28 protein-coding genes are annotated in these 26,903 nt (G+C 30.9%); 24 read left to right on the forward strand and 4 right to left on the reverse strand.

Translation table 11 applies throughout. The annotated features are described in order from the left end of the window. The first annotated feature begins 2 nt into the window (after positions 1 to 2). A complete protein-coding gene (locus IM744_RS03030; RefSeq protein WP_194506608.1) occupies positions 3 to 1,286 on the forward strand; it encodes a DUF2254 domain-containing protein in 1,284 nt (427 codons plus the stop codon). A 38-nt stretch (positions 1,287 to 1,324) separates the two neighbouring features. After that, positions 1,325 to 1,924: a DUF2652 domain-containing protein gene (locus IM744_RS03035; RefSeq protein WP_194506609.1), complete on the forward strand. Its 600-nt coding sequence runs from the start codon at positions 1,325 to 1,327 to the stop codon at positions 1,922 to 1,924. A 15-nt stretch (positions 1,925 to 1,939) separates the two neighbouring features. Here the strand turns inward: IM744_RS03035 and IM744_RS03040 are convergent, their stop codons facing one another. Next, positions 1,940 to 2,746, reverse strand: coding sequence for a hypothetical protein (locus tag IM744_RS03040; RefSeq protein ID WP_194506610.1), 807 nt, complete (start codon positions 2,744 to 2,746; stop codon positions 1,940 to 1,942). Between the two features lie 123 nt (positions 2,747 to 2,869). Between IM744_RS03040 and IM744_RS03045 the strand changes: the two genes are divergently transcribed. Both IM744_RS03045 and IM744_RS03050 read left to right on the forward strand, forming a co-directional pair. Continuing rightward, positions 2,870 to 3,556: a glycerophosphodiester phosphodiesterase gene (locus IM744_RS03045; RefSeq protein WP_194506611.1), complete on the forward strand. Its 687-nt coding sequence runs from the start codon at positions 2,870 to 2,872 to the stop codon at positions 3,554 to 3,556. Continuing rightward, the gene (locus IM744_RS03050; protein ID WP_194506612.1) at positions 3,553 to 4,779 is read left to right on the forward strand and encodes a BaiN/RdsA family NAD(P)/FAD-dependent oxidoreductase; all 1,227 of its coding nucleotides are present in this window, start codon (positions 3,553 to 3,555) and stop codon (positions 4,777 to 4,779) included. Before IM744_RS03045 ends, IM744_RS03050 begins: the two co-directional genes overlap by 4 nt. On the opposite strand, the gene IM744_RS03055 is transcribed toward IM744_RS03050, so the two are convergent. Further along, the gene (locus IM744_RS03055) at positions 4,757 to 7,009 is read right to left on the reverse strand and encodes a response regulator (protein ID WP_194506613.1); all 2,253 of its coding nucleotides are present in this window, start codon (positions 7,007 to 7,009) and stop codon (positions 4,757 to 4,759) included. The genes IM744_RS03050 and IM744_RS03055 overlap by 23 nt on opposite strands. Before the next feature lie 152 nt (positions 7,010 to 7,161). Between IM744_RS03055 and IM744_RS03060 the strand changes: the two genes are divergently transcribed. From IM744_RS03060 to IM744_RS03100, 9 genes are all read left to right on the forward strand, one after another. Continuing rightward, positions 7,162 to 7,689, forward strand: a complete 528-nt coding sequence (locus IM744_RS03060) for a DUF1697 domain-containing protein (protein WP_194506614.1) — start codon at positions 7,162 to 7,164, stop codon at positions 7,687 to 7,689. Positions 7,690 to 7,765: 76 nt separating this feature from the next. Further along, entirely contained in the window at positions 7,766 to 9,268 is a 1,503-nt protein-coding gene (locus tag IM744_RS03065) for a hypothetical protein (protein WP_194506615.1), read from the forward strand. A 62-nt stretch (positions 9,269 to 9,330) separates the two neighbouring features. After that, positions 9,331 to 10,410 (forward strand): diphosphomevalonate/mevalonate 3,5-bisphosphate decarboxylase family protein, encoded by a 1,080-nt coding sequence (locus IM744_RS03070; RefSeq protein WP_379660202.1) that lies wholly within the window; start codon positions 9,331 to 9,333, stop codon positions 10,408 to 10,410. A 34-nt stretch (positions 10,411 to 10,444) separates the two neighbouring features. Continuing rightward, entirely contained in the window at positions 10,445 to 11,374 is a 930-nt protein-coding gene (locus IM744_RS03075; RefSeq protein ID WP_194506616.1) for a mevalonate kinase family protein, read from the forward strand. 124 nt (positions 11,375 to 11,498) lie between these two features. Then, on the forward strand, positions 11,499 to 12,881 hold the full coding sequence (locus tag IM744_RS03080) for an MBOAT family O-acyltransferase (RefSeq protein ID WP_317175379.1): 1,383 nt from the start codon (positions 11,499 to 11,501) through the stop codon (positions 12,879 to 12,881). Positions 12,882 to 12,891: 10 nt separating this feature from the next. Next, positions 12,892 to 13,797, forward strand: a complete 906-nt coding sequence (locus IM744_RS03085; protein WP_194506618.1) for a hypothetical protein — start codon at positions 12,892 to 12,894, stop codon at positions 13,795 to 13,797. Between the two features lie 10 nt (positions 13,798 to 13,807). Next, positions 13,808 to 14,710, forward strand: coding sequence for a geranylgeranylglycerol-phosphate geranylgeranyltransferase (locus IM744_RS03090; RefSeq protein WP_194506730.1), 903 nt, complete (start codon positions 13,808 to 13,810; stop codon positions 14,708 to 14,710). Between the two features lies 1 nt (position 14,711). Then, positions 14,712 to 15,662, forward strand: a complete 951-nt coding sequence (locus tag IM744_RS03095) for a carbon-nitrogen hydrolase family protein (RefSeq protein ID WP_194506619.1) — start codon at positions 14,712 to 14,714, stop codon at positions 15,660 to 15,662. A 39-nt stretch (positions 15,663 to 15,701) separates the two neighbouring features. Next, positions 15,702 to 16,577, forward strand: coding sequence for a pseudouridine synthase (locus IM744_RS03100; RefSeq protein WP_194506620.1), 876 nt, complete (start codon positions 15,702 to 15,704; stop codon positions 16,575 to 16,577). A gap of 9 nt (positions 16,578 to 16,586) precedes the next feature. On the opposite strand, the gene IM744_RS03105 is transcribed toward IM744_RS03100, so the two are convergent. Together IM744_RS03105 and IM744_RS03110 are read right to left on the reverse strand one after the other, a co-directional pair. After that, entirely contained in the window at positions 16,587 to 17,591 is a 1,005-nt protein-coding gene (locus IM744_RS03105) for a transglutaminase domain-containing protein (protein WP_194506621.1), read from the reverse strand. 28 nt (positions 17,592 to 17,619) lie between these two features. After that, complete coding sequence (locus IM744_RS03110) at positions 17,620 to 18,036, reverse strand: carboxypeptidase-like regulatory domain-containing protein (RefSeq protein WP_194506622.1); 417 nt, start codon at positions 18,034 to 18,036, stop codon at positions 17,620 to 17,622. 564 nt (positions 18,037 to 18,600) lie between these two features. Here IM744_RS03110 and IM744_RS03115 point away from each other — a divergent pair. The 11 genes from IM744_RS03115 (at position 18,601) to IM744_RS03165 (ending at position 26,895) form a co-directional block, all read left to right on the forward strand. Next, positions 18,601 to 20,016, forward strand: coding sequence for a type III PLP-dependent enzyme domain-containing protein (locus tag IM744_RS03115; RefSeq protein ID WP_194506623.1), 1,416 nt, complete (start codon positions 18,601 to 18,603; stop codon positions 20,014 to 20,016). 65 nt (positions 20,017 to 20,081) lie between these two features. After that, complete coding sequence (gene speB / locus IM744_RS03120) at positions 20,082 to 21,023, forward strand: agmatinase (RefSeq protein WP_194506624.1); 942 nt, start codon at positions 20,082 to 20,084, stop codon at positions 21,021 to 21,023. Then, a complete protein-coding gene (locus IM744_RS03125; RefSeq protein WP_194506625.1) occupies positions 21,013 to 21,990 on the forward strand; it encodes a deoxyhypusine synthase family protein in 978 nt (325 codons plus the stop codon). Before speB ends, IM744_RS03125 begins: the two co-directional genes overlap by 11 nt. Then, positions 21,990 to 23,519, forward strand: coding sequence for a bifunctional GNAT family N-acetyltransferase/carbon-nitrogen hydrolase family protein (locus IM744_RS03130; protein WP_194506626.1), 1,530 nt, complete (start codon positions 21,990 to 21,992; stop codon positions 23,517 to 23,519). The genes IM744_RS03125 and IM744_RS03130 overlap by 1 nt, the downstream gene beginning before the upstream one ends. 45 nt (positions 23,520 to 23,564) lie before the next feature. Continuing rightward, positions 23,565 to 23,897, forward strand: coding sequence for a hypothetical protein (locus tag IM744_RS03135; protein ID WP_194506627.1), 333 nt, complete (start codon positions 23,565 to 23,567; stop codon positions 23,895 to 23,897). 203 nt (positions 23,898 to 24,100) lie between these two features. Then, complete coding sequence (locus tag IM744_RS03140) at positions 24,101 to 24,445, forward strand: hypothetical protein (RefSeq protein ID WP_194506628.1); 345 nt, start codon at positions 24,101 to 24,103, stop codon at positions 24,443 to 24,445. A gap of 161 nt (positions 24,446 to 24,606) precedes the next feature. Further along, positions 24,607 to 25,173 (forward strand): RNA polymerase sigma factor, encoded by a 567-nt coding sequence (locus tag IM744_RS03145; protein WP_194506629.1) that lies wholly within the window; start codon positions 24,607 to 24,609, stop codon positions 25,171 to 25,173. 1 nt (position 25,174) lies between these two features. After that, positions 25,175 to 25,402, forward strand: coding sequence for a hypothetical protein (locus IM744_RS03150; RefSeq protein ID WP_194506630.1), 228 nt, complete (start codon positions 25,175 to 25,177; stop codon positions 25,400 to 25,402). Continuing rightward, positions 25,389 to 26,219, forward strand: coding sequence for a head GIN domain-containing protein (locus IM744_RS03155; protein ID WP_194506631.1), 831 nt, complete (start codon positions 25,389 to 25,391; stop codon positions 26,217 to 26,219). Before IM744_RS03150 ends, IM744_RS03155 begins: the two co-directional genes overlap by 14 nt. Position 26,220: 1 nt before the next feature. Further along, positions 26,221 to 26,427: a lipopolysaccharide assembly protein LapA domain-containing protein gene (locus tag IM744_RS03160; RefSeq protein ID WP_194506632.1), complete on the forward strand. Its 207-nt coding sequence runs from the start codon at positions 26,221 to 26,223 to the stop codon at positions 26,425 to 26,427. 24 nt (positions 26,428 to 26,451) lie between these two features. Next, positions 26,452 to 26,895, forward strand: a complete 444-nt coding sequence (locus IM744_RS03165; protein ID WP_194506633.1) for a hypothetical protein — start codon at positions 26,452 to 26,454, stop codon at positions 26,893 to 26,895. The last annotated feature ends 8 nt before the right edge of the window (positions 26,896 to 26,903 follow it).

Raw genomic sequence — 26,903 nt, forward strand, 5'->3', positions numbered from 1 at the left:
AAATGAAAACATATTTAAGCAATACAATAAAAAACATATTTAAGTTAGAAAGTAAAATTGCTTTCTATCCCTCACTTTTGAGTGTTTTAGGACTTGTATTCGCTTTTACAATGTATTATTTTGAGAGCATAGGGATTTCTAAATATTTGCTTAAAAATGCTCCTGTATTAGTTGTTAACGATACTGAAACAGCTAGGAATTTATTAACCACATTTATTGCAGGTTTGATTTCTATAATGGTGTTTAGCTTTTCTATGGTAATGATACTCCTCAATCAAGCATCAAGTAATTTTTCACCAAGAATATTACCAGGTTTGATTTCTAATAGAAGACATCAAATAATTCTTGGCATATATAACTTTACGCTGCTTTATTGCATTTTCACATTGGTATCTATAGAACCTGATGGGAATAAATATCAACTGCCTGGATTTTCAGTGTTGCTTGCTATTTTTGCTATGACATTCTGTTTAGGAGCATTTATATACTTCATACATTCTATCTCTCAAGAAATCCAAGTCAATAACATTATGGACCGTATTTTTTATACAGCCAAAGCAAGGCTGCAAAAACTTATCGATTCTGAAAAAAATGATAATTTGGATTTTCCAGAGACCTCAAATTGGTCTACAGTGACTTCTAATGTGTCAGGCTATTTTCAGGATTTAAACCTCAATGCTTTAAAGGAGATTACAAACATTAATGATATAAAATTGGAGATTATACCAATTAAAGGAAAGTATTTACTACCAGGACAATCATTATTCAAATCAAATGTTAAGCTAGAAGACAAGGTTATTGATGAGGTATGTGGAACATTTCGCTTTTCTAAAAGTGAGTTAATTGAAGATAATTATTTGCTAGCCTTTAAACAAATTACTGAAATTGCTGTAAAAGCAATGTCGCCAGGAATTAATGATCCTGGAACAGCAATTAATGCCATAGATTATTTAACAGAGTTGTTTTCTCTTAGACTCAAAAAGAAAGAAATTAGTCTCATTTATAACCATCAAGAATTGCCAGTTTTAAAGATAAATACTGTCGATTTTAAAGACTTATTGTTTCAAGTTATGGCAGCTTTAAGAACCTATTGTAGTCATGATATTATCATCGTTCAAAAACTGTTTTTCATGTTGAACTTTCTAAAAGATAGTAGCGATGTGAAATTAGAAATATATAAAGAAACTATAGCTTTAGAGCTTGAGAATCTTTTTGAGGATGCTGCAAATAGCTTGAAAAATAAAGCAGATTTAGCGCTTTTAAAGAAAATGCATTCTAATTTTTAGGATCTAAAAGAATTTAATTTTTATAAAAATATACAAACATGGCATCCTACTCAACATTAATTTGTATTCCAGATATAAGTGGCTTTACTCGTTTTATGAGCGACACCAATATCGAGTTAAGTGCAAAAGTTATTCCTGCACTTTTAAATGAGATTATCTATGCTAATGAAATTGGTTTAAGAGTTTCAGAAATAGAAGGCGATGCTGTTTTGTTTTTCAAAAAAGGAGAACTGCCTCCATTCAAAGAACTAATTAATCAATGCAAATTGTTTTTTACTCAATTCTATAAACAATTAGATGTGTTGTCAAAGAAATATAGTCAAGAAAAGGGGATAGATAATGTGCCTGATTTAGGTTTAAAAATCATCCTTCATTTTGGAGAAAAAGTAGAGTCTGTTCAAATAGGAAATCATATCAAACTTATGGGAGAAGATGTGATTATTGCACATCGCCTTTTAAAAAATGATATAAAAGAAGACGAGTATTTATTAATTTCAGAGCATTTGCTAAATCAATATAAAGACAAAGTTATTGAACGCAATTTTGGTTGGGGAGAACTTCTAAATGAAGAAGAGCAATACAAGCACATAGGTGATATTAATTACAGTTATGTGAAAATGCATAAGCTATTAGAATAATCGGTGTTAAACCAATTAAAAATCAACAGTATAAATTTTTCCACCTTCATGTTTTGTCTTTTCATCTGTGATTAAAACAGAATTAGAATCAATAAAATTGATACCTTCTTTTTGAGAATCGTGATCAAATTCAATAGCTTCAACAGATCCACTAAAGAAATTATCAGATTTGAAACCTGTAAGTTTCCATAGTCTGTCATGGTTTAGCAATGCAACTGTTTTACCATCATCACTCACATCAGCAGATGTTACTTTTGTGTTTTTTCCTTTTAGTTTTACTTCAGAAATAAACTCAGCAACATGATCTCCAACTGTATTTGGTATTTTGAAAAGTTTGACTTCTTTGTTGTCTTTGCTAAAAAGATAAAAGTTATCATTTAACAAGAAAAAGGATTCGAAATCTTCAGATTTTATTCCCTTCGGAAGTTTAAAACTTATAACCTCTGCAGTTGTAACAGCATTAGCGTTTTCAGGATCAGATACTTTATAGATTGCAAAGTTTTTACGCTTTTTGTTGTTATTGCCAAAATCACCAATGTAGATATTTCCGAAGGTATCAGATGTCAAATCTTCCCAGTCAATATTTTGAATATTCTCAATTTCGAGATCTTTACTAATAGTTGCTTTTGTATCTAAACCATAGAGATGATTCTTGTTGCCAGCATCCTCTATAATCCACAACATATTAGAATTAGAAGTTTTCTCAATAGCAGATGTTTCTTTTAAACTAGAAGGTAAATCTGCAACAGGAGTTAGCTTTCTTGAGTCACAAGAGGTAGAAATTAATAATGTAAATAAGAGTAGGTATATATTTAAATTCATGATGTGTGTTTCTAGAATAAATTAAAGAGTTTTTCTTCGGAATAGAAAATTAAGACTCTTAAAGATTTGATAAAAATCATAATGTTGATATTTCTAGGGTTGAATTTTATACTTTTATGCCTTATGCAAAAACGACTTAAAATAGGTCATAGAGGCGCAAAAAATCATGTTGCAGAAAATACCATAGAATCCATTGAGAAAGCTTTAGAATTTGGTGTGGATGGTATTGAGATTGATGTACATAAATGTGCCTCTGGAGAATTGGTGGTGTTTCATGATTTTACTTTAGATAGGATGACTAATGCCTCTGGAGAAATTGGAAAATATACATTAAAGGAATTGAAATCTTTTAAAATAGAAAACCGTTTTTTAATACCTACGCTTCAAGAAGTTTTAGATGTCATTGATAAAAAATGCATGCTAAATATTGAGCTCAAAGGAAAAGACACAGCTGCCGAAACGTGTAAAATCGTGTCACATTACATAGAGAATAAAGGATGGACTAATGATCCTTTTCTAATCTCTAGTTTTCAAGAAAAACAGCTTGAAGAGGTGTTTAAAATTAATAAAAATTTACGATTAGGTGTATTAACAAAAGCTAATGTTGCAGATGCTATGGAGTTTGCTAAAACAATAAATGCTTATGCGTTACATCCTAATTATACTTTATTATCTAAGGATAATGTTAAGTTAGCGCAAAAAGAAGGCTATAAAGTAATGACGTGGACAGTCAATGATGATGAGTCCATAAAACGTATGACATCTTATGGTGTGGATGCAATAATATCTGATAACCCAGATCGATTATGAAAGAATATGATGTAATAATAGTAGGAGGTGGAGCTGCAGGTTTTTTTGCTGCAATTAATGTTGCCGAACAAAACTCAAGCTTGAAAGTGGCCATTTTAGAGCGCGGAAAAGAAGGTTTGCAAAAGGTGAAAATTTCTGGAGGCGGACGTTGTAATGTCACACATGCAGAATTTATTCCTTCGGAATTGGTGCTCAACTATCCAAGAGGTGAAAAAGAATTACTAGGACCTTTTCATCAGTTTATGACAGGTGATACCATCCAATGGTTTGAAGATAGAGGTGTTGAGTTAAAAATTGAAGATGATGGAAGAATGTTTCCCATCACAGATAGCTCGCAAACGATAATTGATTGTTTTCTCAAGGAAGCTCAAAAACATAATGTAGATATTTTGTATAATCATGCTTTAAAATCTGTAAAACACTTAGAAACGAATTGGGTATTAGAAACGTCACAAGGCGATTTTTCTACAAATAAACTAATGATGGCAACTGGAAGTAATCCTAAAATATGGAAACTTTTGGAAGATTTAGGTCATACCATTTCTCAACCTGTACCATCCTTATTTACGTTTGATATTAAAGACGAACGTATTAAAGATATTCCTGGTGTAGTAGCTTTAGATGTTGAGGTTAAAGTGGTGGATTCAAATTTGTGGAGTGAAGGTCCTTTATTAATCACTCATGTTGGGATGAGTGCGCCATCCATATTAAAATTATCTGCTTTTGGAGCTATAGAATTGGCTAAACGCAACTATGATTTTGAAATTGAAGTGAATTTTATAAAACAATCTTTTGAGGATTGTATTGAGCAATTAAAAAATTTAAAACAAGATTTAGCTAAGAAAACAGTGCTTAAATCTGCTCAATTTGAATTGCCAAAACGACTATGGCAAAAACTAGTTTTAGCAGCACAAATGACTAGTGAAACACGTTGGGCAGATCTTAGTAAAATGCAATTAGAAGAACTAGCCTCTCAGCTTACACAAGCCATATTTCATGTCACAGGAAAAAGTACATTTAAAGAGGAATTTGTCACAGCAGGAGGTCTTAATTTAAAAGAAGTTAATTTTAAAACTTTTGAAAGTAAGCTCCATGAAAATTTATTTTTTGCTGGAGAAATTTTAAATATTGATGCAATAACTGGTGGGTTTAATTTTCAGAATGCATGGTCTGGTGCTTATATCGCAGCATTAGAAATGTCTAATGAGAATGGGCAACATTAGAATAAGACAAAATCGTATCTTTGAATTCTTCAAAATTATAAGGTTTGGTAATAACCTGATTTATGCCTACTTGATGCGCTTTTTCTTCAATTTCAGAAGAATTTAAAGCGGTCAATGCTAAAATAGGAATGTTAGGATTAAACATTCTGATATGCTTAGTAACCTCAAAACCATCCATGTCTGGCATATTTATATCCATTAAGATGAGATCAAAATTCTTTTCTTTTACAATAGAAATACTTTGACGACCATTAGATATGGTTTCACAAGTATGACCTTTAATTTTTTCAATGTTCTTTTTGGTAACAAGTAAGTTGATTTTATTATCATCAACAATAAGAATATGCGTTTCTGTGTTTTCTTGAGATATTTGAGTTTGAGAATCCTCAGGTCGTTTATTCACGATTTTAAAAGTAGCATCAAAAAAGAAGGTTGACCCTACACCTTTAGTTGAAGTGAAATCTATATCTGTATTATGACTTTTTAATAATGTTTTAACGATATAAAGACCTAATCCAGAACCACGACTATTTTGGTCTAAAAATGTTTTGTTTTCAAATGCATTAAAAACTATCGAACGATGTGACTCCTCAATACCAATTCCTGTATCTTTAATTTCAAATAAAAGAGTGACGTCGTCTTTTGTTCTAGTTTTTTCTTTTACACTAATAGTAACGTGGCCTTTTTTGGTGTAACGTATACCATTGTAAGCAAGATTAATTAATATTTGACTAAAGGCTACTTTATCAATTAAAATATACTCGTCCTCTTTAGAATCTTGTATTTCTGTATAGAATTTTAGTCCTTTATTTTTTGCTGCTATTTCTACGCTACTGGTTACATTTTTAATTAGATTATTCATCTTATCAGGCTTTAAGCGGAGATTTTTATCTTCAAATCTTAGTTTGGTTGCTTGTAAAACATTGTCAATAAGAATAGAGATGTAATTACTTGAAGAAATTAATGAGTTTAAATAGGATCGCTTTTTCTCAGTATCTTCTTCTTGTTTTATAAGTGTTGCTAAACCGCTAATTCCATAGATTGGAGTTCTAAGTTCGTGACTTAAGACTGAAAAGAATTGTAACCGCTCTTTGTCAATTTCAAGAAGCTTATTGTTAGTGTTTTTTAATTCACTATTAATTTTAGTAATATTTTTTCTAGCCTTGAAATAGAAATAGAAAATAAGAAGTGATAATAATAAAATGAAACTTACTATAATAGTAGATATCAGCAATATCTTAGATTTTTGCGCTTGATTTTTACGCGTTTTTTCTGTGAGTTGTAATTGCTGTTCTGTGTTGATTATCTTGTAAATAAGTTCACCATTTTTTTTATTTCTGTTTTCGTGAGTTTTAAGAGCTTCGTATTTGTAAGTGTCAGATTTTAATAAATAATTGACAGCAGAATCTAAGTTTTTTTCAATGTTTTGAAAGTAAAGGAACTTATAATAATTAAATGATGCCAGTTTTCGAGATTTATCATTCTCTTTAGATAAAGCCTTTTCGAGATCACTTTCATCTATTGTAAAAAAAAGGTCATAACCCTTTTTTTTAAAATTATTTAATCTCATTATTGCTATAGCATTGTGATATTTGTAATAGGTTTTTAATTGATCTTTATTAATTGAAAAACTATAATTTTTTGAAAAATTTAGTGTATTAAAGTTTGTGGTATCTAATTTTGAAATGGCATAATTGGTTGTGTATAAAAGGCTGTCATTTTCAAAATTATAATATTGTTTTTTAATTTTGTTTTCAAGATTTACAAATTGAAGTTCACTATTAAGTTTTGTTGAATGCGCTTGTGCAATTGGATAAATACTATCAAATTTTTTATAGTATTTACCGTTAGCATATACTGTTGTGAGACTAGCTAAAACAAGATCCTTTCCTTTGTTTGATTGTAAAGAATCAAAAATTGACAAAGCTCTATAATAATAATCCTCAGCATTTTTGTAATTTCCCATTTCGGCTAAAACATTACCTAGGTTGTAGTAGGTTTTAGCTTCAGAATCTTTGAGGTTATTGTTTTTAGCAAATGATAATGATTCGTTTAAAAGAATTGTAGCTTCATAAAGACTATCATTTTTAATAAGTCTGTCTAAGTGCTGGCTACTAAATGTGCAAATTGATTGTTCTTCTTTGTTTTCCGCTTGAGAAAAAGTATAAAAATTTGTAAATAGGAAAAATAAAAAAAAGACTGTTGAGTGTTTTCTTTCAGAAATTCGCATTATTTGTAGGTATTCAGGGATTTAGGAAGGGGCAAAATTACGATTTTTTTTAAAATCTTAGCATTTTAGTTTTCATAACGTGATAAATAGTGCCTTTTGTGATTAAGCCATGTGAATATTCTTACTTTTAAATTTATAAAGACTTACAAAAGATGATTAATTTTATTATACTTCTTAGAGGAATTAATGTTGGTGGACACAAAAAAGTGCCAATGGCAGAATTGCGTGATTTACTCGCTAAAACAGGTTTTGAAGCTATAAAAACTTACATTCAAAGTGGTAATGTTATTCTTCAATCTAAAGAAGATAAAAATGAAATAGAATCTAAAGTTAAAGCAGCAATACAGTCACATTTTGGATTTGATGTTCCGGTTATTGCTAAATCTAGAACTGAATTAAAGCGAATTTTTGATGCTTGTCCGTTTTCCGAAGAAAAAAAAGCAAACAGCTATTTTGTAATGCTGAGTGATATTCCTGAGGTAGAACTTATTGATGAGGTTAAGACAATAACTTATGATAATGAAGAATTTCAAATAGTCAACGACTGCATTTATTTTTACTCTTCTATTGGTTGCGGAAATTCTAAATTTAATACGAATGTATTTGAAAAAAAGCTAAATGTAAATGCGACGTCTAGAAATTATAAAACAATGGTAAAGCTCTTAAAATTAACTTCATAGATGAAAATTTGATTTCAACGAATAATTTACATGCTTTCTTAAGCATTACCTATATTTATTAAAAATAAAGTGAATTATGAAGATAAAATACAATTGGTTACTAAAAAGAATAACATTATTTACGTTATTTACATTAATAAGTTTGACTATTAATGCACAAGTTGGAGTAGGTACTACAACACCAGATGCACAGTTAGATATTGTTACTCTAGCAGCAACAGGAAATGCATTACAGGTTAATGACGATAATACATCAAATGCAAGTTCTTCGGCTTGGTTACTAAATTCTGGATTAGGGTTTGGCATCAACTTAAACACATTAAATGCAGCTAATAATGCTGCTAGTTTAAGAGTTTTGCAATTTGGAACTGGTGTATTAGCTCGAGGAATTGAAATTGATATGCAACCAGGAACAATTTCTGAAGGATTATCAATATTCAACAGTGGTAGTGGTTTTGGTATTTATAACCTAGTTGGTGGCGCATCTGTAGTTGGTATGTATAGTGATTTAAGTGACCATGGCGGTTTTGGCGAGTATATTGATTTAGACGTTAATGATGGGACGGGAGTTCTAGTCAATGCTGTAGATAATATAGGAGCACCAACAACTGGTGGAGATGTTTTTGCCTTTAATGGTACTGTGTATACAAGTACACCTACAGGTGCTTTTGTTAATGGTGCTGTTTTGTCAGGTCAACAATTGGGTACTGGACATGGAATAATTATAAATCACTCAGGTACAGCAGGTAGAAATGCAGAGTTTAATATAAATAATGCAGCCAATACAGATCCAGCAATCTTTTCTGTACATCTAGGACAAGGTTCAGCAATTCAAGCTCAAAATCAAAGTAATTTAATTACAGGTACTATTACTGTTGCAGATTTTGCTTATACCGGAACAGATATTGCTGATCATGTTGGTGCTTCTGGGTATTCTCAACCTACAGTGGGTTGGGGAATAGGAGTTTTAGGTGAAGGTGGTTGGTATGGTGTTGTTTCTCAGGGTGATTTTACCGCTACAGGGACTAAAGCATTTACTATAGATCATCCAGAAGATCCAGAAAATAAAATTTTAAAACACTTTTCAATAGAGTCTAATGAGGTTTTAAATATGTATAGAGGTGTTGAAACTTTTGATGCCAATGGTAAAGCTGTTGTGAGTTTACCAGATTATTATGATAGTATAAATAAAAATCCATCCTATCAATTAACACCAATAGGTGCTGCGATGCCAAACCTTTATGTAGAGTCTGAAATTGGTAATGGTCAGTTTGTGATTGCAGGAGGTGTGCCAAACAAAAAAGTGTCATGGCAAATTACAGCAGAACGTAATGATCCATACTTGCAACAAAATCCTGAAAAAAGAGAGGATGTGGTTACTAAAGAAGGAGAAAGAAATGGTAAATACCTTAATCCAGAACTGTATAATCAGCCTAAAGAAAAAGGAATGTTTTACAATGCTAATAATAGAAATCAAAAAGCAAGCAAAATTAAAACCTCTACGGTTAAGCAATTAGAGAATATAGAAGTGGTTCCTTCAGAAACAATTGAAGAGGAAACTGTTAAGAGTAAAATCTAATAATTGTTGACATTTATTTGTCTTTACATATGGCTCTAAAGACTTATATTTGAAAAAAAATTATATTGGATTTTAAATTTAAGTCAAGCACAAAAAAAATAAATGAGGGTAATGTTACTTGGTCTTCTCCAAGTAATATTGCTCTTGTTAAATATTGGGGAAAAAAGGAACACCAAATTCCTGAAAACCCATCCATAAGTTTTACTTTAAATAATTGTAAAACAACAACAACACTCAGCTATTCTAAAAAAGAAAACACAAATAATTTTTCGTTTGATGTATTTTTAGATGGAGATAAAAAAGAAGATTTTAAACCCAAAATAGAAACGTTTTTTAAACGTATTGAAGCGTATTTGCCATTTTTAAGAGACTATCATTTCAAGATTGAGACTTCAAACACGTTTCCGCATAGTTCTGGTATTGCATCGTCTGCTTCTGGTATGAGTGCTTTAGCATTGTGTTTAATGAGTATTGAGAAAGCGCTTTCCGAAGATATTTCAGAAGCATACTTTAACCAAAAAGCATCCTTCTTAGCACGCTTAGGTTCAGGAAGTGCTTGTAGAAGTATTGAAGGAGATTTAGTTGTTTGGGGAACTCATAAAGAAATTAATGGTAGTTCTGATCTCTTCGGAATTAAATATCCACATGACGTTCATGAAAATTTCAAGAATTATCAAGACACAATTTTACTAGTAGATAAGGGCGAAAAACAAGTAAGTAGTACTGTTGGTCATGATTTAATGTATAATCATCCTTTTGCAGAGAGACGTTTTGAGCAAGCTCATGAGAATATGTCTAAACTCATTTCAATTTTTAAAACAGGAGATTTAAATGCGTTTATCAAAATTGTTGAAAGTGAAGCATTGACGCTCCATGCAATGATGATGACAAGCATGCCTTACTTTATTTTAATGAAACCAAATACATTAGAAATTATCAATAAAATTTGGGCTTATAGAAATGAAACCAATTCTAAAATCTGTTTTACTTTAGATGCAGGTGCTAATGTTCATGTTTTATATCCTGAAAATGAAAAAGAGAATGTTATGGAATTCATTAAAGATGAATTGATTGTCTATTGCCAAAACGAACATTATATTAGCGACCAAATTGGCTTTGGCGCAAACCAAATACAATTATAATACGTATATTTGTTAAAGGAATTGCCCAAAACATATGAAAGGACCACTATTTTACTCTAAAATCTTACTCTTTGGTGAATACGGAATCATAAAAGATTCTAAAGGTTTATCTATCCCTTATAACTTTTACAATGGTGCTTTAAAGACTGATGAAAATCCGTCTCAAGAGGCTATAAAATCTAATGAAAGTTTAAGTCGATTTGTATCTTACTTAAGAGATATTGATGCAGAATTGGTGACTTTTGATATTGAGACTTTAGCGAGTGATGTAAAAGCAGGTATGTATTTTGATTCTTCAATTCCGCAAGGTTATGGTGTTGGGAGTAGTGGTGCTTTAGTAGCAGCTATTTACGATAAATATGCTCATGATAAAATTACAGTTTTAGAGAATTTAACGAGAGAAAAATTATTAAAACTGAAAGTTGTTTTTTCTGAAATGGAATCATTTTTCCACGGAAAATCGTCTGGACTAGACCCATTGAATAGCTATTTAAGCATTCCAATTTTAATCAATTCTCAAGATAATATAGAAGCCACGGGAATTCCTGCCCAACAAACAGATGGTAAAGGTGCTGTGTTTTTATTAGATTCTGGTATTATTGGAGAAACTGCTCCAATGGTTCGTATTTTTATGGAAAACATGAAGCAAGAAGGGTTTAGAAGCATGCTTAAAGACCAATTTATCAAGCATACAGACGCTTGCGTAGATGATTTCTTAAAAGGTGATGTAAAATCATTATTCAAAAACACAAAGCAATTATCTAAAGTCGTATTAAATCACTTTAAACCTATGATTCCACAGCAGTTTCATGAGCTATGGAAAAAAGGAATCGAAACCAATGAGTATTATCTTAAGCTCTGTGGTTCTGGTGGAGGAGGTTATATCTTAGGTTTTACAGAAGATATTGATACTGCAAAACAATCTCTTAAAGATTATAAATTAGAAGTGGTTTATAACTTCTAAAGCTTCTAAAAGAATTCTATTTAAATGAATTGTCAAATACTAAAATTTACAGACTAGTATGTTGTTCAATTCTTTAGAATTTGCGGTTTTTTTAACATTAGTCTTTATTTTGTATTGGTTTGTAATGCCAAAACAAGCAAAATTTCAAAATTTACTTGTTGTATTTTCTAGTTATCTGTTCTATGGATGGTGGGATTGGCGTTTTCTATTTCTAATACTTCTTAGCTCACTCATAGATTATATAATAGGTCTACAACTTCAAAAAAGCAATAATAAAAAAATACGAAAGCAGATATTGTTAATCAGTATTTTTGTTAATATAGGAACACTTGCTTTTTTTAAATATTATAATTTCTTTGCTCAAAGTTTTGTTGAAGCATTTACACTATTTGGTAAAACCATTGAATTATCTAGCTTAGATATTATATTGCCAGTAGGTATTAGTTTCTACACCTTTCAGAGTTTAAGCTATAGTATTGATGTCTACAAACGCAAATTAGAGCCTACCAATGATTTATTGTCATTTTTATGTTATGTTAGTTTTTTTCCTCAATTGGTTGCAGGACCAATAGAGCGAGCAAAAAACTTGTTGCCTCAATTTTATAAACTTCGGAAATTTAACTACAACCAAGCAACAGATGGAATTAGGCAAATGCTCTGGGGTTTTTTTAAAAAGATGGTTGTTGCAGATAATTGTGCTAGATATGTGAATCTAATTTTTGATAGTGCCGAAGATCAATCTGGAAGTACACTTCTATTAGGAGCTGTACTATTTTCTTTTCAAATTTATGGAGATTTTTCAGGCTATTCAGATATAGCTATTGGTAGCGCTAAACTATTTGGGTTTGATTTTAAGCAAAATTTTGCAGTACCCTATTTTTCTAGAAATATAGCTGAGTTTTGGCGACGATGGCATATATCTCTGTCTACTTGGTTTAGAGATTATTTATATGTTCCTTTAGGAGGAAGTCGAGGCTCAAAAACTCTGGCCTTAAGAAACATCTTTATAATTTTTATAGTAAGTGGTTTTTGGCATGGAGCAAATTGGACGTTTGTATTTTGGGGCTTTTTACACGCCTTGTTATTTGTGCCTCTATTTCTATTTAAGATTAACCGTAAGTATTTAGATGTCGTGGCACAAGGTAGGCTCTTTGCAAAACCTAAAGAATTAGTATCTATGCTTTGCACTTTTTCTGTTGTAACCATAATCTGGATTTTCTTTAGAGCAAATAGTGTTTCAGAAGCATTTATTTACATTACAAGAATATGCTCACGCTCTATACTCTCCATACCAGAATTTATATATGAAGAGAAGATGCTTATCGTACTCTTTTTTATCTGTGTTTTAATAGGTGTTGATTGGTTTGGAAGAGAAAATAACCATACCTTAGAACATATAAATAAACGATTTTCAAAACCAGTACGATATGTGTTTTACTATCTTTTGGTTATGACCATCTTTTTATTTGGCGCAAAAGATGAACCTTTTATATATTTTCAATTTTAAGATAGTAAGCTTGAAAAAATTTATAATAACAATATTGTTTTTTGGAATAGCAATTCTCGCTAGTATAGTAGGTGTGTTTTTAATGGCTGATGCTACAACAGATCCGTTTTATAAGAAATTCACCTCAAGTAAACAATCTTCATTGATTCTTGGATCATCTAGAATAGCAGAAGGAGTAAACCCATCAATAATAAATAAAGAATTAAAAGGAATCAATAGTTATAATTATGCATTTACATATAACACAAGTCCATATGGACCTACATATTTAAATAGTATAAAACGTAAACTAGATACCACTATTAAAAATCAAATTTTTATTTTAGGCGTAGATCCTTGGGTATTATCAAATGATAGTCATAATCCAAATGATTTAAAAACGTTTGAAGAGCAAGATGGCTTTTTAGGAACTTTAAAAACGGTGAATTCAAATCCCAATTTTGATTATTTAGTACATAACTATTCTGAACCTTACATCAAGATTTTATACAATAATTCACCATTAGTAGTACAGGATGATGGATTTACAAAATTGACTTTGACATTAACTGATGATTACATAGAAAATAAAAAAAAGGAAACACTGGTTAATTATATCGATAAATTAAAAGAATACAAATTTTCAACTCTACGATTAGATTATCTTAAGGAAACCATAACTTATTTACAAGCTTTTGGAGAAGTGTATCTTATAAGAGTACCAATAGATTTTCAGCTTTTAGAAATTGAAAATACTTTAAAGTCTAATTTTGATGAGGTAATAAATGATTTAACAACTGAATTAAAAGTACCATATTTTAATTTTTCAAATAGAGGTGATGAGTTTAATTATTCTGATGCTCATCATTTATTACCAGAGTCTGCAGATAAATTATCTATTGAAATTGCTACAAGAATTAAACAATTAAAGCATTAACATGAGCGCTATTTTTACAAGAAAACAAAAACACATCCTGCTAAAGTTTTTTAGCATGTTTTCTGTTGTTCGTGGTTATAATATTCTCGTTATTGTAATTGCTCAATATCTAGCATCTGTTTACATATTAGCACATGATAAACCTCTTAAAGAAGTTCTTTTTGACCTTAATTTATTGATGCTCGTTCTGGCATCTGCTTCAACAATAGCAGCTGGATATATCATTAATAACTTTTATGATTCAGAAAAAGATCTAATTAATCGCCCAAATAAGTCTAAATTAGATAAACTAGTGAGTCAAAATACCAAGCTCTCTTTTTATTTTGTGTTAAATTTTTCGGCAGTTGTGATGGCGAGTTATGTGTCATTTAATGCAGTGTTATTTTTCTCTCTTTATATCTTCTTGATTTGGTTTTACTCACACAAATTAAAGAAGTTACCATTTATAGGAAACCTTACTTCTGCCATATTAACGATTTTACCATTTTTTGCAATTTTTTTGTATTACAAAAACTTTGAACATGTCATTTTTGTACATGCTATTTTCTTATTTCTAATCATTTCTATGCGAGAATTGACAAAAGATTTAGAGAATATGAAAGGAGATTTGTTGCTCAATTACAAAACGATACCTGTTGTTTATGGAGAAAATGCATCAAAAATTATGCTTACGGTTTTAATCGGTTTAACTAGCGTTCCCGTGTATTTGTTGCTTAATCATTATGATGTAGGTCACATGTATTTATTTTTCTATCTCTCTGTAATTTTATTGCTTATTTTTCTACTATTACTTTGGAAATCGAAAACTAAAACCCATTACTTGATTTTGCATAATATTTTGAAATTTATTATTGTAGCTGGTGTATTTAGTATTGTTTTAATAAATGTGAATGTTGTATTAAATAGAATCTAGGATGAATCATAAACTCAAAGTTGCACTTGCTCAAATTTCACCAGTTTGGTTGAATAAAACAGAGACGCTTAAAAAAGTAGAGAACTCAATAAAGGTAGCTTCCGAAGAAAAAGTAGAACTCATAGTTTTTGGAGAAGGATTAGTTCCAGGATATCCATTTTGGTTAGCACTAACAGGAGGAGCAGAGTGGGACACGAAAGTGAATAAAGAGTTGCATGCGCATTATGTAAAAAATTCAATAACGATTGAAAAAGGAGATTTAGATAACGTTTGTAAATTAGCCAAGCATTACAATATGGCTATTTATTTAGGTATTATTGAACGTCCTATAGATAGAGGAGGTCATAGTATTTATGCGTCTTTAGTTTATATTAATCAAGAAGGTGAAATTCAATCTGTACATAGAAAATTACAACCTACCTATGATGAACGTTTAACTTGGGCTCCAGGAGATGGTAATGGTTTGCAGGTTCATTCACTTAAAGATTTTACTGTTGGTGGACTCAATTGTTGGGAAAATTGGATGCCTTTACCAAGAGCAGCACTTTATGGTTTAGGTGAAAATTTACACATAGCAGTTTGGCCAGGAAGTGATCACAACACCAAAGACATAACGCGTTTTATTGCAAGAGAATCACGCTCTTATGTGATTTCAGTTTCTAGTTTGATGTCTTCGGAAGATTTCCCAGAGTCAACACCACACATAGATAAAATATTAGAAAAGGCACCTAAAGTTTTAGCAAATGGCGGAAGCTGTATCGCTGGGCCAGATGGAGAATGGGTTGTAGAACCTGTATTACATAAAGAAGGATTGATTTATCAAACCATAGATTTTAATCGTGTACTTGAAGAACGCCAAAATTTTGATCCTGTTGGTCACTATTCAAGACCAGATGTTACTCAATTATCAGTAAATCGAGAACGTCAATCTACAATAAAATTTGTAGATTAGTTGAACTAATAGACTACCTTTGCGGAAAATTTACACATCATGAGCAGACAAGGACGAAACGGAAAAGCAAGCAGTAAGCCTACTAATAAAAAAGGAGGTAAAAGACGCGATGAAGCAAAAAGAGAAACTATTGCTCGTGAAAAAGCTCCAGTTAAGAAAAAGGTATCTAAGACAACTGAGCCAGCTATGCCAAAGAGAATTTCTGACTCTGATGAAATTAGATTAAACAAATACATTGCAAATTCTGGAGTGTGTTCTCGTAGAGATGCAGATATGCATATTTCTGTAGGGAGTGTAACCGTTAATGGTAAAATCATTAATGAAATGGGCTACAAAGTAAAATTTGAAGATGAAGTTCGTTTTGATGGAGCACGTATAAACCCAGAAAAAAAAACATACGTGTTGCTAAATAAACCAAAAGGTTTTGCAACAACAACAAGTGATAGTAAGGGTAAAACAGTTATGGATCTTGTCGCTAATTCAACTAATGCTCGTATAAAGCCTATAGGTAGATTAGGAAGAGGTTCAACAGGATTGTTGTTATTTACTAATGATGATTTGATTGCGAAAAAATTCACGAATTCTAAAACAGGTGTATCTCGATTATTTGAAATTGAATTGGATAAAGATTTGAAATATGAAGATTTCAAAAAAATACAAGAAGGTATCAAGCCAATGGGTAAACTAGTGGCAGTTGAAGAAATTAGTTATATTGATGGAGCGCCTAAAACAACTATAGGTCTTAAAATTAAAAACACAGGGAATTCTATTTTACATACTATTTTTGATCATCTTAGTTATGAAATTGTACGTGTAGATTGTGTGCAAATAGGTCAGCTAACTAAAAAAGATTTACCTCGTGGTCACTGGAAGCATTTGACAACGCAAGAAGTGAATACATTACAAATGATGTAATGAGTTTTCTTAACCTTTTACTTTAAAGGTGTAAGTAGAAATCAAATCGTCACCAATATATAGATGAACATCATAAAATCCATTAGTATCAAATTGATGTTCTAGTGTTAGTGATTGTTCATCAATACTTATGGAGTTTGGTTTGGTTCTCTTGTTACTATATCCATCATCAATTAAAAAACTTACGCTTTCTACATTAATAGTTTTTTGAAGTTGATATTTAAAGCTTATTTTTTCATCTTTATGTAACAAATGATGCATTTGTTTAGGTGTATCGTGTTCTACTAAGTTAGTGTATGCTTTTCCGTAGAGAATAGGTGCAGCTAGAAATTCATCAAATGAGTGTGTTTCGTTCTCTAAAAGTATCCATTTTTGGTCTTGTGGAAAGTGATTAATGATAAACAACTTTGGATTAGATAAAAAGTATCCATCATTATAATCAAATCTAAAAATATTGGTTTCGGGCTCAGGTATACCACTTGCCCAAGTTGGGTCACAGAGATACCATTTTCCGTCTAGTTTTATCGCATTCCAAGAATGGTTAGGAGGATCTAGTGATTCAATATTTGTCATACTCGTCTTACCATATCCATGAACAATCTCACAATCTAAATTAGCTAAATTAGCAAGTTGTTGAACAATGTAGGCGTAACCAGTACATATCGTTTTTTCTTGTTTTAAAAGCTTACGAAAAACATCTTTTTTAAAACGATCATTCCAAGCTTTGAGCTTAATGCTGTCATTTTTATACTTGTTTCTTTTACGCTTGTTTTTTAGATAAAGCGTGTAGTCATTTGCGATATTGTGGCAAACCCACATGTAGATAGCTCTAAAACGCTCAACATCTGTGTCTAATTCTGATGTGAGGTTGTACACGAGTTCAGGCATATTATCAAGCTCTTCGTTTTTGTGCATCAATGCTATTTGATCTGACTTTGAAAAATTAATATGATCAAAGTCAGATATTTGAGCATGAGACTGAAATGCAACTAAAAAGAGCAATAGATATCTCATTTTTGTATAATAATAAGTGAACGAATCCTTAATTAGAACGCTTAGATTTATAAGGCTTGTCTGTACTTGGAGCACCCATTATTTCAATAATATCATTAGACATCAACAAATTAATATAGGTAGTTTTACCATCAATTTTAATTTCTTGCTTATCATAACCCAAGAAGCTGAATATTAATACATCACCAGAACTTAATGACTTCGGAAATGTAAATTCTCCATTCACATCTGTTACAGCTCCAGTTTTACTTCCTTTAAGTACAATATTAACACCTGGTAATGGACCATTTTCATCCATAACTTTTCCTTTAATAGTGATGTCTTGACTTGTAACAGTTGACGAAGCAACATCTTTGTTCTGCGCATATATTGGATTAGAAAATAATGCTGTAATCATCATTATTCCTAAAAGCTGCGTGATTTTTTTAATTGTTAATGTTTTCATGATTATATATGTTTTGTTTACATCAAATTTAGGTGCTCATTAAAAGTTTTACTAAGTAGATTGAGTCAACAGCGAGTTTGACTTAGTGAAAACCCCTTTTAAATGAGGGAATTATAAAATTAAAGATTAAATAATAAATAGACTTAGTATTAGAGTTAAAAAATAATTCAAAAAAAAAGTAAAAATGATTTGTATGTCAAAAAATAAATTAAATTTGCGTCGCTTTTAGGGAAATTAAAATCTAAAGGTAAAGCACATAGCTGAACAAATTGAACAATGTTTATACGTTTGGGTTTTTGAAAATTAGGAAGTCATATTCAAAAGCAGCTTATAGGTTAAGTAACCAAATTTTAGAGCTAACTTCCGCTTACTACATTATTATGAGTCAACATCTGTTTGGCTTTATTCCTACGACTCATCCTCAACTGCAGGTATGATTATTCTTTTATTTTAGTTTTTTTTGATGTCAAAGTGATTTTATGTCATTATCTTGATATTAATTTTTTGATGGCTTAACACTATGTTATTTTTCATCACTTACATTTAACTTTTTTAAAAATAATAATGAATACTAAATATATTGACTTGGTGAATCAAACTTTTGATTTCCCTCAAGAAGAATTTAAACTTGAAAACAAAACATTAGAGTTTCACGGTATCAACCTTATGAAATTGGTTGAAGATTATGGAACACCTTTAAAATTTACTTATTTACCTCAAATTTCTAATAACATCAATCGTGCAAAAAAATGGTTTGCAGATGCTATAGAGAAGAATGATTATAAAGGTAAATACAACTATTGCTATTGTACAAAAAGCTCGCATTTTAAGCATGTCTTAGATGAAGCTTTATCTAATGATATTCATATAGAAACGTCTTCGGCTTTTGATATTGATATTGTAGAACGTTTAAAAGCTGAAGGTAAGATTACAGACGATACTTTTGTGATTAGCAACGGATTTAAACGTGCGCAATACGTCACAAATATTGCGAGACTGATCAATAATGGTCATAAGAATGCGATTCCTATAATTGATAACTATGAGGAGATAGAATTGCTTTCCGAAGAAATAAAAGGAAAATTCAATGTTGGAATTAGAATAGCTTCGGAAGAAGAGCCAAAATTTGAGTTTTATACGTCAAGGTTAGGTATTGGCTACAAAAACATTGTTCCTTTTTACAAGAATCAAATTCAGAAGAATAAAAAAGTAAAACTTAAAATGCTTCACTTTTTTATCAATACTGGTATTCGTGACAATGCTTATTATTGGAACGAACTTAATAAATGCCTCAAAGTTTATACGAGTCTTAAAAAGATTTGTCCATCATTAGATAGTTTGAATATTGGAGGCGGTTTTCCTATTAAAAACTCACTAGTTTACGATTTTGATTATGCTTATATGGTTGATGAAATCGTCAATCAAATTAAAACCGTTTGTGATCAAGAAGAGGTAGATGTACCAAATATTTTCACTGAGTTTGGAAGCTTCACAGTTGGTGAAAGTGGAGGCGCTATTTATGAGATATTGTATCAAAAGCAACAAAATGATCGTGAAAAATGGAATATGATTAATTCATCTTTCATTACAACATTACCAGATACTTGGGCAATTAACAAGCGTTTTGTGATGTTACCAATTAATCGTTGGTATGATAGTTATGAGCGTGTGCTTTTAGGAGGTCTAACTTGTGATAGCGATGATTATTATAATAGTGAACAACATATGAACGCTATTTATCTTCCTAAGTACAATAAAGACAAACCATTATACATAGGTTTCTTCAATACAGGAGCTTATCAAGAAACTATTGGTGGATTTGGAGGTTTGCAACACTGCTTAATCCCGTCGCCAAAGCACATTTTAATACAAAAGGATGATGACGGAAACATCACCACAAAACTATTTAGCGAACAACAAAAAAGTGAAGACTTACTTAAAATTTTAGGTTATGATGACACGAGCGATAGTAATAAATAAGGATAACTGTCAATTCATATTATCGCGAACTGCATTTTACATTAAAAAAACAATTAATATCAAAAATGAACAATAAAACTTACGCAGGAATAGAGGAGCAATATGCTAAACTAGATAATTCTAAAATTGTCTTAATCCCTGTGCCTTATGATGGTACAAGTACATGGCAAAAAGGATCAGATAAAGGGCCAGAGGCTTTTTTAAATGCTTCGGAAAACATGGAACTCTACGACATTGAAACTGAAACAGAAGTTTATAAGCAAGGAATTTACCTTGCTGATGCAATTACTGAAAATTCATCTCCAGAAAAAATGGTAGATGAAGTTCATCAAATAACTAAAAAGTATATCAAGCGCAATAAATTTGTGACGACTTTTGGTGGAGAACATTCTATTTCAATTGGTACTATTAGAGCATTTAACGAATGTTTTGATGATCTAACTGTTTTACAAATTGATGCACATGCAGATTTGCGTCAAGAGTATCAAGGTAGTACTTGTAATCACGCTTGTGCTGTTTACGAAGCAAGCCAAACTACAAACTTAATTCAAGTTGGGATTCGTAGTATGGATGTTATGGAAACGACTGTAATGGATAAGGAGAAAACATATTTTGCTCATGAAATGGCAGAAGATGACGCTTGGATGGATTCTGCAATTGATCAAATGACAGATAATGTATACATCACTTTTGATTTAGATGCTTTTGATCCTTCAATTATGCCATCAACTGGGACTCCAGAACCAGGAGGATTACTATGGTATGAGACGATTGAATTTTTACGTCAAGTATTTGAAGAGAAAAATGTAGTTGGATTTGATATTGTTGAACTGTGTCCAAACTCAAAAGAGAAATCTTCAGATTTTCTTGCAGCAAAGTTATATTATAAAATGCTAACTTATAAGTTTTTAAACGCAGTAGCAGGAGACGATTACGATAATACTATTAATGAATCTAAAGGAAACACGAATAAGGTTTCTAAATTTAACGACGACGATGACAACTAATAAAGGAGAAATTTCAAAATTTATAGAAAAGTACTACCTACATTTTAATGCAGCAGCTTTGGTTGATGCAGCAAAAGGGTATGAAGACCAATTAAATTCTGGTGCAAAAATGTTAGTATCACTAGCTGGTGCTATGAGTACTGCGGAATTGGGTAAGATTTTTGCAGAAATGATTCGCCAAGATAAAGTTCATATCATTTCTTGTACAGGAGCAAACTTGGAAGAAGATATTATGAATTTAGTCGCACATTCACATTACAAGCGTGTTCCAAATTATCGTGATTTGACACCTCAAGATGAATGGGATTTGTTAGAAAAAGGATTGAATCGTGTTACAGATACTTGTATTCCTGAGGAAGAAGCTTTCCGAAGAATTCAAGAACATATCGTAAAAATTTGGATGGATGCTGAAGCTAAAGGTGAACGTTACCTTCCGCATGAATATATGTACAAGCTTTTGCTTTCAGGAGTTTTAGAAGAGCATTATGAAATCGATTTAAAAGATTCATGGATGTATGCTGCTGCCGAAAAAAACCTACCTATTGTTTGTCCAGGCTGGGAAGACAGTACGATGGGGAATATTTTTGCAAGCTACGTGCTTAAAGGCGAATTGAAAGCAAGTACAATGAAATCTGGTATTGAATACATGACATTCTTAGCAGATTGGTACACAGCAAATTCTCAAAAAGGTATTGGTTTCTTCCAAATTGGAGGAGGTATTGCTGGAGATTTTCCTATTTGTGTAGTGCCAATGTTATACCAAGATATGGAGCGTACAGATACACCGTTTTGGAGTTATTTTTGCCAAATAAGTGATTCTACAACTAGTTATGGATCGTATTCTGGAGCTGTACCAAATGAAAAAATCACTTGGGGAAAATTAGATATTAATACACCAAAATTTATTATTGAAAGTGATGCAACCATTGTTGCGCCTTTAATTTTTGCTTATCTCCTTGATATGTAATGGAAGATCATAAAATTGAAAATATAGAATTAAAGTACCTAACGGTTGATGATTTTGAAGAGTTAAAATCTGCAACCTTAGAGTCTTATGGAGGTGTTTTAGATTCCTATTGGAAAAAGCATCACATAGAGCGCTTAACTACGATGTTTCCTGAGGGACAAGTCGTTATTAAAATTGATGGTAATATCGCAGGTTGCGCATTATCACTCATTGTTGATTATGATAAGATTGATGATCATCATACTTATGCAGATATTATCACTGGTGATTCTTTTAAAAATCATGATCCTCATGGAGATGTCCTCTACGGAATAGATGTTTTCATTAAACCTGAATATAGAGGTTTGCGATTAGGAAGACGTTTATATGATTACAGAAAAGAGATTTGTGAAAACCTGAATTTGAAAGGAATTGTATTTGGAGGTAGAATGCCAAATTTCCATAAACATAAGGACCTTACGCCAAAAGAATATATTGAAAAAGTTAAGCGTAAGGAAATTCATGATCCAGTTTTAAACTTTCAAATATCTAACGATTTCCATCCTGTTAGGGTTTTAAAAGGATATTTAGAAGGTGATACTGCATCTAATGAATATGCAGTTTTGATGGAATGGGATAATATTTATTATACCAAGAAAAGCAAAAAAGCGAGTACAGTAAAAACAATTGTGAGATTAGGTTTGATTCAATGGCAAATGCGTACTTACAATAGTTTGGAAGAACTCATGCAGCAGGTGGAATACTTTGTAGATAGTGTTGCTGCTTATAGATCTGACTTTGCATTGTTTCCAGAGTTTTTTAATGCACCATTAATGGCAAAGTACAATCACATGCACGAGCCAGATGCGATTAGAGAATTAGCAAAATACACTAAGATAATTGTTGAAAAAATGCAACAATTATCAATCTCATATAATATCAATATCATTACTGGTAGTATGCCAGAGGTTATTGATGATAAGTTGTTTAATGTTGGTTATTTATGTCGTAGAGATGGGAGTTTAGAGCGTTATGAAAAAATTCATGTAACTCCAGATGAGGCAAAGATTTGGGGAATGCAGAGAGGTCATAAACTACAGACTTTTGAAACTGATGCAGGTAAAATCGGAATTCTAATTTGTTATGATTCTGAGTTTCCAGAGCTTTCTAGATTATTGTCAGATGAAGGTATGGATATCTTATTTGTACCATTTTTAACAGATACTCAAAATGGATATTCGCGAGTGCGTTTATGTGCGCAAGCTAGAGCAATAGAAAATGAATGTTATGTTGCCATTGCTGGTAGTGTAGGTAATTTACCAAATGTGAATAACATGGATATTCAATACGCTCAATCAGCTGTATTTACACCTTGTGATTTTTCGTTTCCTAGTAATGGAATTAAAGCAGAGGCAACTACAAATACAGAAATGATATTGGTTGCAGATGTGGATTTGAGTTTGCTAAGAGAACTTCATTCTTTTGGAGCTGTCAAAAATTTGAAAGATCGTAGAAAAGATGTTTACGATGTTATACGTGTAGAAAAATAAATAGTATATTTAGGCTTAATTAGCTCCAATTATTATATAAAAATAATGAAACGTAACGATCAAAATTTAAAACGTGTTATTGTTGACTTCAAAAAGTTAACACCAGAAATTTTAGCTTTATTAGTGCAAAAGTATCCTGATGGATATGATGATGATAATGTCATCTCATTCAAAAATGCTAAGAATGAAAAAATAGAAGCAGTAGAGGTCATAACAGAAGATACTAAATATCTAGTCAAAGTGAGTACAAAACTCGAAATGACAATGGAAAATTATGACGAAGATGACTATGAGGATTTTGAGGATGATGATCCAGATGCGGTCACAGACCCAGGTTTAGAACCTTCGGAAGAAGATCCAGATTTTGACGAGGACTAATCAAAATTATATTTAAATTTTCAATAAGTAATTAATTAAAACCATCTTTTTTAAAACTCATTTGATCTAAATAGCTGTATAATACGTATATATGATATTCCACGTGTAATTCATAAGATGAAATTACTAAAAGCGCTCTCGGACTTGTAGTGGCAAATTTCCGAAGAAAATAAATTAATTTTCAACGCTTAAATTTTATTATCATGAAAATAAAATCAGTTTTATTTACAGGCTTATTGGGTGTATTTTTATTTGTGTTAACATCTGCAAATACATTACAAGACACAACAACTTTTGAAGGTGTTTATGATGGACACGAAGATTATGGTTACAATTTCATCGAAACTAATGAGGATGGAGATGAATATACTATGACACTTCAAAATATTGATGAATCGTTATTGAAATCGTTTGATTTAAAGAATGATAAATTAATAGGTTCAAAATTTTCAGTTACTTACAGCACTGAGATAGTAACGGAAAAAGATGAAGATGGATACGAAGATGAAATAGAAGTTTACACAATTGTAGCCTTAAAAAAACTATAATTTTTTTACCAAATTATGATTTAGCCAGCTCATTCGAGCTGGCTTTTTTGTGATTACAAATGACGTTCCTCACTCTATTTAACATTTTTTGTAAATTATTTATCATTAAAGTGTGACTTTTTTGATGAGTTGGTGTTTTAATAGTACTAACAACTACTAAATTGAAAACGATAACAGATATCAAGAATCTCACAGATGTGGAAATTGTTGATATTATTAAAAGCAAAAAGAACACTCAATATTTTGGAGAGCTTTATGACAGATATGTCAATAAGGTTTTAAATAAATGCCTTGGATTTTGTAAGTCAATTCAAGAGGCAGAAGATTTAACTCAAGACGTATTTATACATGCTTACACTAAACTTCACACGTTTAAATCACATATAAGTTTTAGACAATGGTTATTTGTTTTAACCTATAATTTTTGTGTCAATTACGTAAATAGGGATAAGAATAGAAAAATGAGCAGAGCCTCTGTTGAGCTTACAGATGCTAATGAATTACTTATAGATGTTGATGATAACAGCCTCTTTCAATTAAAAGAACAACAACTAGAAAAGGCGCTTGAGATAATTACTCCAGAAGATAAAATGATTGTGTTATTAAAGTATCAAGACGATTTATCCATTAAAGAACTTCAAATCATTTTTGATTTAGGTGAAAGTGCTATAAAAATGCGATTGAAACGTGCAAAATCAAGATTAATTCAAGCTTATAATACATTATAAAATGCAGAATAAAAACCCTTTTAAAAACCTAGGTCAGCCACCTGTTGAAGCTTCGGAAAAACTTAAGAAAAAAGTGATGGATGGTGTAGAAAGCATTGAACTTTTACGAGACTTAACAACACTTTTTACTGTTAATTATGGTTCTGCTTTGATTGATCTTTTCAATATTACAGAGGATAATAAAAAAAATAATAATAAAAATAATAATTCAAAAAATGAAAATTCATAAATTAATTACAGTATTGGGATTAACTCTTTTTATGCTACCGGTAATGGCTCAAAAAAAAGAAAAAATTAAAGGAAATAAGGAAACTGTTGATGTCTTTGAAAATTTAGAAGCCTTTAATGAAATTGAAATTAATGATGGGTTCGATGTGTTATTAATGCAAACCAGCTCTAATAGCTATTCTTTAAAAACAGATTCTAATTTAGTAGATGTTATAAAATTTGAAGTCATTGACAGTGTTTTAAAAATATATCAAACGAAAAGAATTACGTCTAGTAAAAAACTAGAGATATCTGTGACTTTTGATAAGATTAAAAAATTAACATTAAGACAAGGTTCTAAAATTGAGGGGCAAAATAAGTTCTTATTAGATACATTAATGTTAAATGTATTTGATGGTAGTGATTTTGAATTGGATGTTAATTCTAAAAAAACGGTAATTAATATTAATAATAATTCAAAAGGTAAACTTCAGCTTAAAAGCTATGAATCTATAATAACTTTAAATGATAACGCATATCTCAAAGGAAGTCTATCAATAGAAGATTTAAAAATGATTATAAATAAAAAGGCAGACATAAACATTGAAGGTAATGCTGATCAACTAAATCTAATAACAACAGGCTCAACAGATATAAAAGCTAAAGATTTGAAGGTTACTAATGCTAGTTTAAATGCTTCAAATTCATCTGATATTTATTTATATGTAAGTAAAGAACTTAATATTTATGCTAAAGGTAAAAGCTATATCTATGTTTATGGTACACCTCATATTACAGTAGAAGGGCTTAATGATAAATCACAAATTATTAAGAAATAAGATGAAATTAAAATTAATAATAGCAATAATTTTTGCAACTGTAATTGTTGTCTTTTCAATACAAAATGTGGAAGTAACAGATGTTAAGTTTCTGTTTTGGAAACTATCAATGTCTAGAGTATTAATCATCTTAGGTAGTTTTGTGTTTGGAGTTATGGTAGGTGTATTAGTTACAATGAAACGAAAATTAATCTCATCAGAAAAATAAGAATAACGGAATTAATAATAAATTATGGCTAAAATTTTAAATGTTAGTTTGCAGTCTATACCAGAAGTTATCATTATCAATGATGACGATAATGACTTAACCATTTTAACCGAAGTTGAGTTTCACGATTTAGATATTAAATTAAAAATGGAGTACTATCTACATCTTTTTGTTTACGATATTCATGGTGATGTAGATGCTCCACTTGTTATTCCTAATTGGGATGATGTAGAAGTGTTGTCAATTGCATTAGATAGAAAAGATGATTATTTAGGAGTAGCAAACGTAAGTGTTACAGCAGATAAAAAAAGAGTTTCAATAAAAACAGCTATGCGTTTAAAACTTGGGAAGCAAAGTAATACGAGTTCTCATTTTTCAAAAAAATTAAAAGTTTTTGCAACAATCGCACCTGCTATTGGTAGATCTTCAAAATGGTCTCTACCATTTGAGTCTCAAATTGAATATTGATTTCTAAA

Origin of the sequence: Psychroserpens luteus (genome assembly GCF_015319355.1) — a bacterium.
In the GTDB taxonomy this organism is placed as follows: domain Bacteria; phylum Bacteroidota; class Bacteroidia; order Flavobacteriales; family Flavobacteriaceae; genus Psychroserpens; species Psychroserpens luteus.

Bases quoted from the DNA above. Each gene is read 5' to 3' on its own strand.
- IM744_RS03030 (WP_194506608.1), top strand. From the start codon at position 3: ATGAAAACATATTTAAGCAATACAATAAAAAACATATTTAAGTTAGAA.
- IM744_RS03035 (WP_194506609.1), top strand. From the start codon at position 1,325: ATGGCATCCTACTCAACATTAATTTGTATTCCAGATATAAGTGGCTTT.
- IM744_RS03040 (WP_194506610.1), bottom strand. From the start codon at position 2,746: ATGAATTTAAATATATACCTACTCTTATTTACATTATTAATTTCTACC.
- IM744_RS03045 (WP_194506611.1), top strand. From the start codon at position 2,870: ATGCAAAAACGACTTAAAATAGGTCATAGAGGCGCAAAAAATCATGTT.
- IM744_RS03050 (WP_194506612.1), top strand. From the start codon at position 3,553: ATGAAAGAATATGATGTAATAATAGTAGGAGGTGGAGCTGCAGGTTTT.
- IM744_RS03055 (WP_194506613.1), bottom strand. From the start codon at position 7,009: ATGCGAATTTCTGAAAGAAAACACTCAACAGTCTTTTTTTTATTTTTC.
- IM744_RS03060 (WP_194506614.1), top strand. From the start codon at position 7,162: ATGATTAATTTTATTATACTTCTTAGAGGAATTAATGTTGGTGGACAC.
- IM744_RS03065 (WP_194506615.1), top strand. From the start codon at position 7,766: ATGAAGATAAAATACAATTGGTTACTAAAAAGAATAACATTATTTACG.
- IM744_RS03075 (WP_194506616.1), top strand. From the start codon at position 10,445: ATGAAAGGACCACTATTTTACTCTAAAATCTTACTCTTTGGTGAATAC.
- IM744_RS03080 (WP_317175379.1), top strand. From the start codon at position 11,499: ATGCCAAAACAAGCAAAATTTCAAAATTTACTTGTTGTATTTTCTAGT.
- IM744_RS03095 (WP_194506619.1), top strand. From the start codon at position 14,712: ATGAATCATAAACTCAAAGTTGCACTTGCTCAAATTTCACCAGTTTGG.
- IM744_RS03100 (WP_194506620.1), top strand. From the start codon at position 15,702: ATGAGCAGACAAGGACGAAACGGAAAAGCAAGCAGTAAGCCTACTAAT.
- IM744_RS03105 (WP_194506621.1), bottom strand. From the start codon at position 17,591: ATGAGATATCTATTGCTCTTTTTAGTTGCATTTCAGTCTCATGCTCAA.
- IM744_RS03110 (WP_194506622.1), bottom strand. From the start codon at position 18,036: ATGAAAACATTAACAATTAAAAAAATCACGCAGCTTTTAGGAATAATG.
- IM744_RS03115 (WP_194506623.1), top strand. From the start codon at position 18,601: ATGAATACTAAATATATTGACTTGGTGAATCAAACTTTTGATTTCCCT.
- speB (WP_194506624.1), top strand. From the start codon at position 20,082: ATGAACAATAAAACTTACGCAGGAATAGAGGAGCAATATGCTAAACTA.
- IM744_RS03125 (WP_194506625.1), top strand. From the start codon at position 21,013: ATGACAACTAATAAAGGAGAAATTTCAAAATTTATAGAAAAGTACTAC.
- IM744_RS03130 (WP_194506626.1), top strand. From the start codon at position 21,990: ATGGAAGATCATAAAATTGAAAATATAGAATTAAAGTACCTAACGGTT.
- IM744_RS03135 (WP_194506627.1), top strand. From the start codon at position 23,565: ATGAAACGTAACGATCAAAATTTAAAACGTGTTATTGTTGACTTCAAA.
- IM744_RS03140 (WP_194506628.1), top strand. From the start codon at position 24,101: ATGAAAATAAAATCAGTTTTATTTACAGGCTTATTGGGTGTATTTTTA.
- IM744_RS03150 (WP_194506630.1), top strand. From the start codon at position 25,175: ATGCAGAATAAAAACCCTTTTAAAAACCTAGGTCAGCCACCTGTTGAA.
- IM744_RS03155 (WP_194506631.1), top strand. From the start codon at position 25,389: ATGAAAATTCATAAATTAATTACAGTATTGGGATTAACTCTTTTTATG.
- IM744_RS03160 (WP_194506632.1), top strand. From the start codon at position 26,221: ATGAAATTAAAATTAATAATAGCAATAATTTTTGCAACTGTAATTGTT.
- IM744_RS03165 (WP_194506633.1), top strand. From the start codon at position 26,452: ATGGCTAAAATTTTAAATGTTAGTTTGCAGTCTATACCAGAAGTTATC.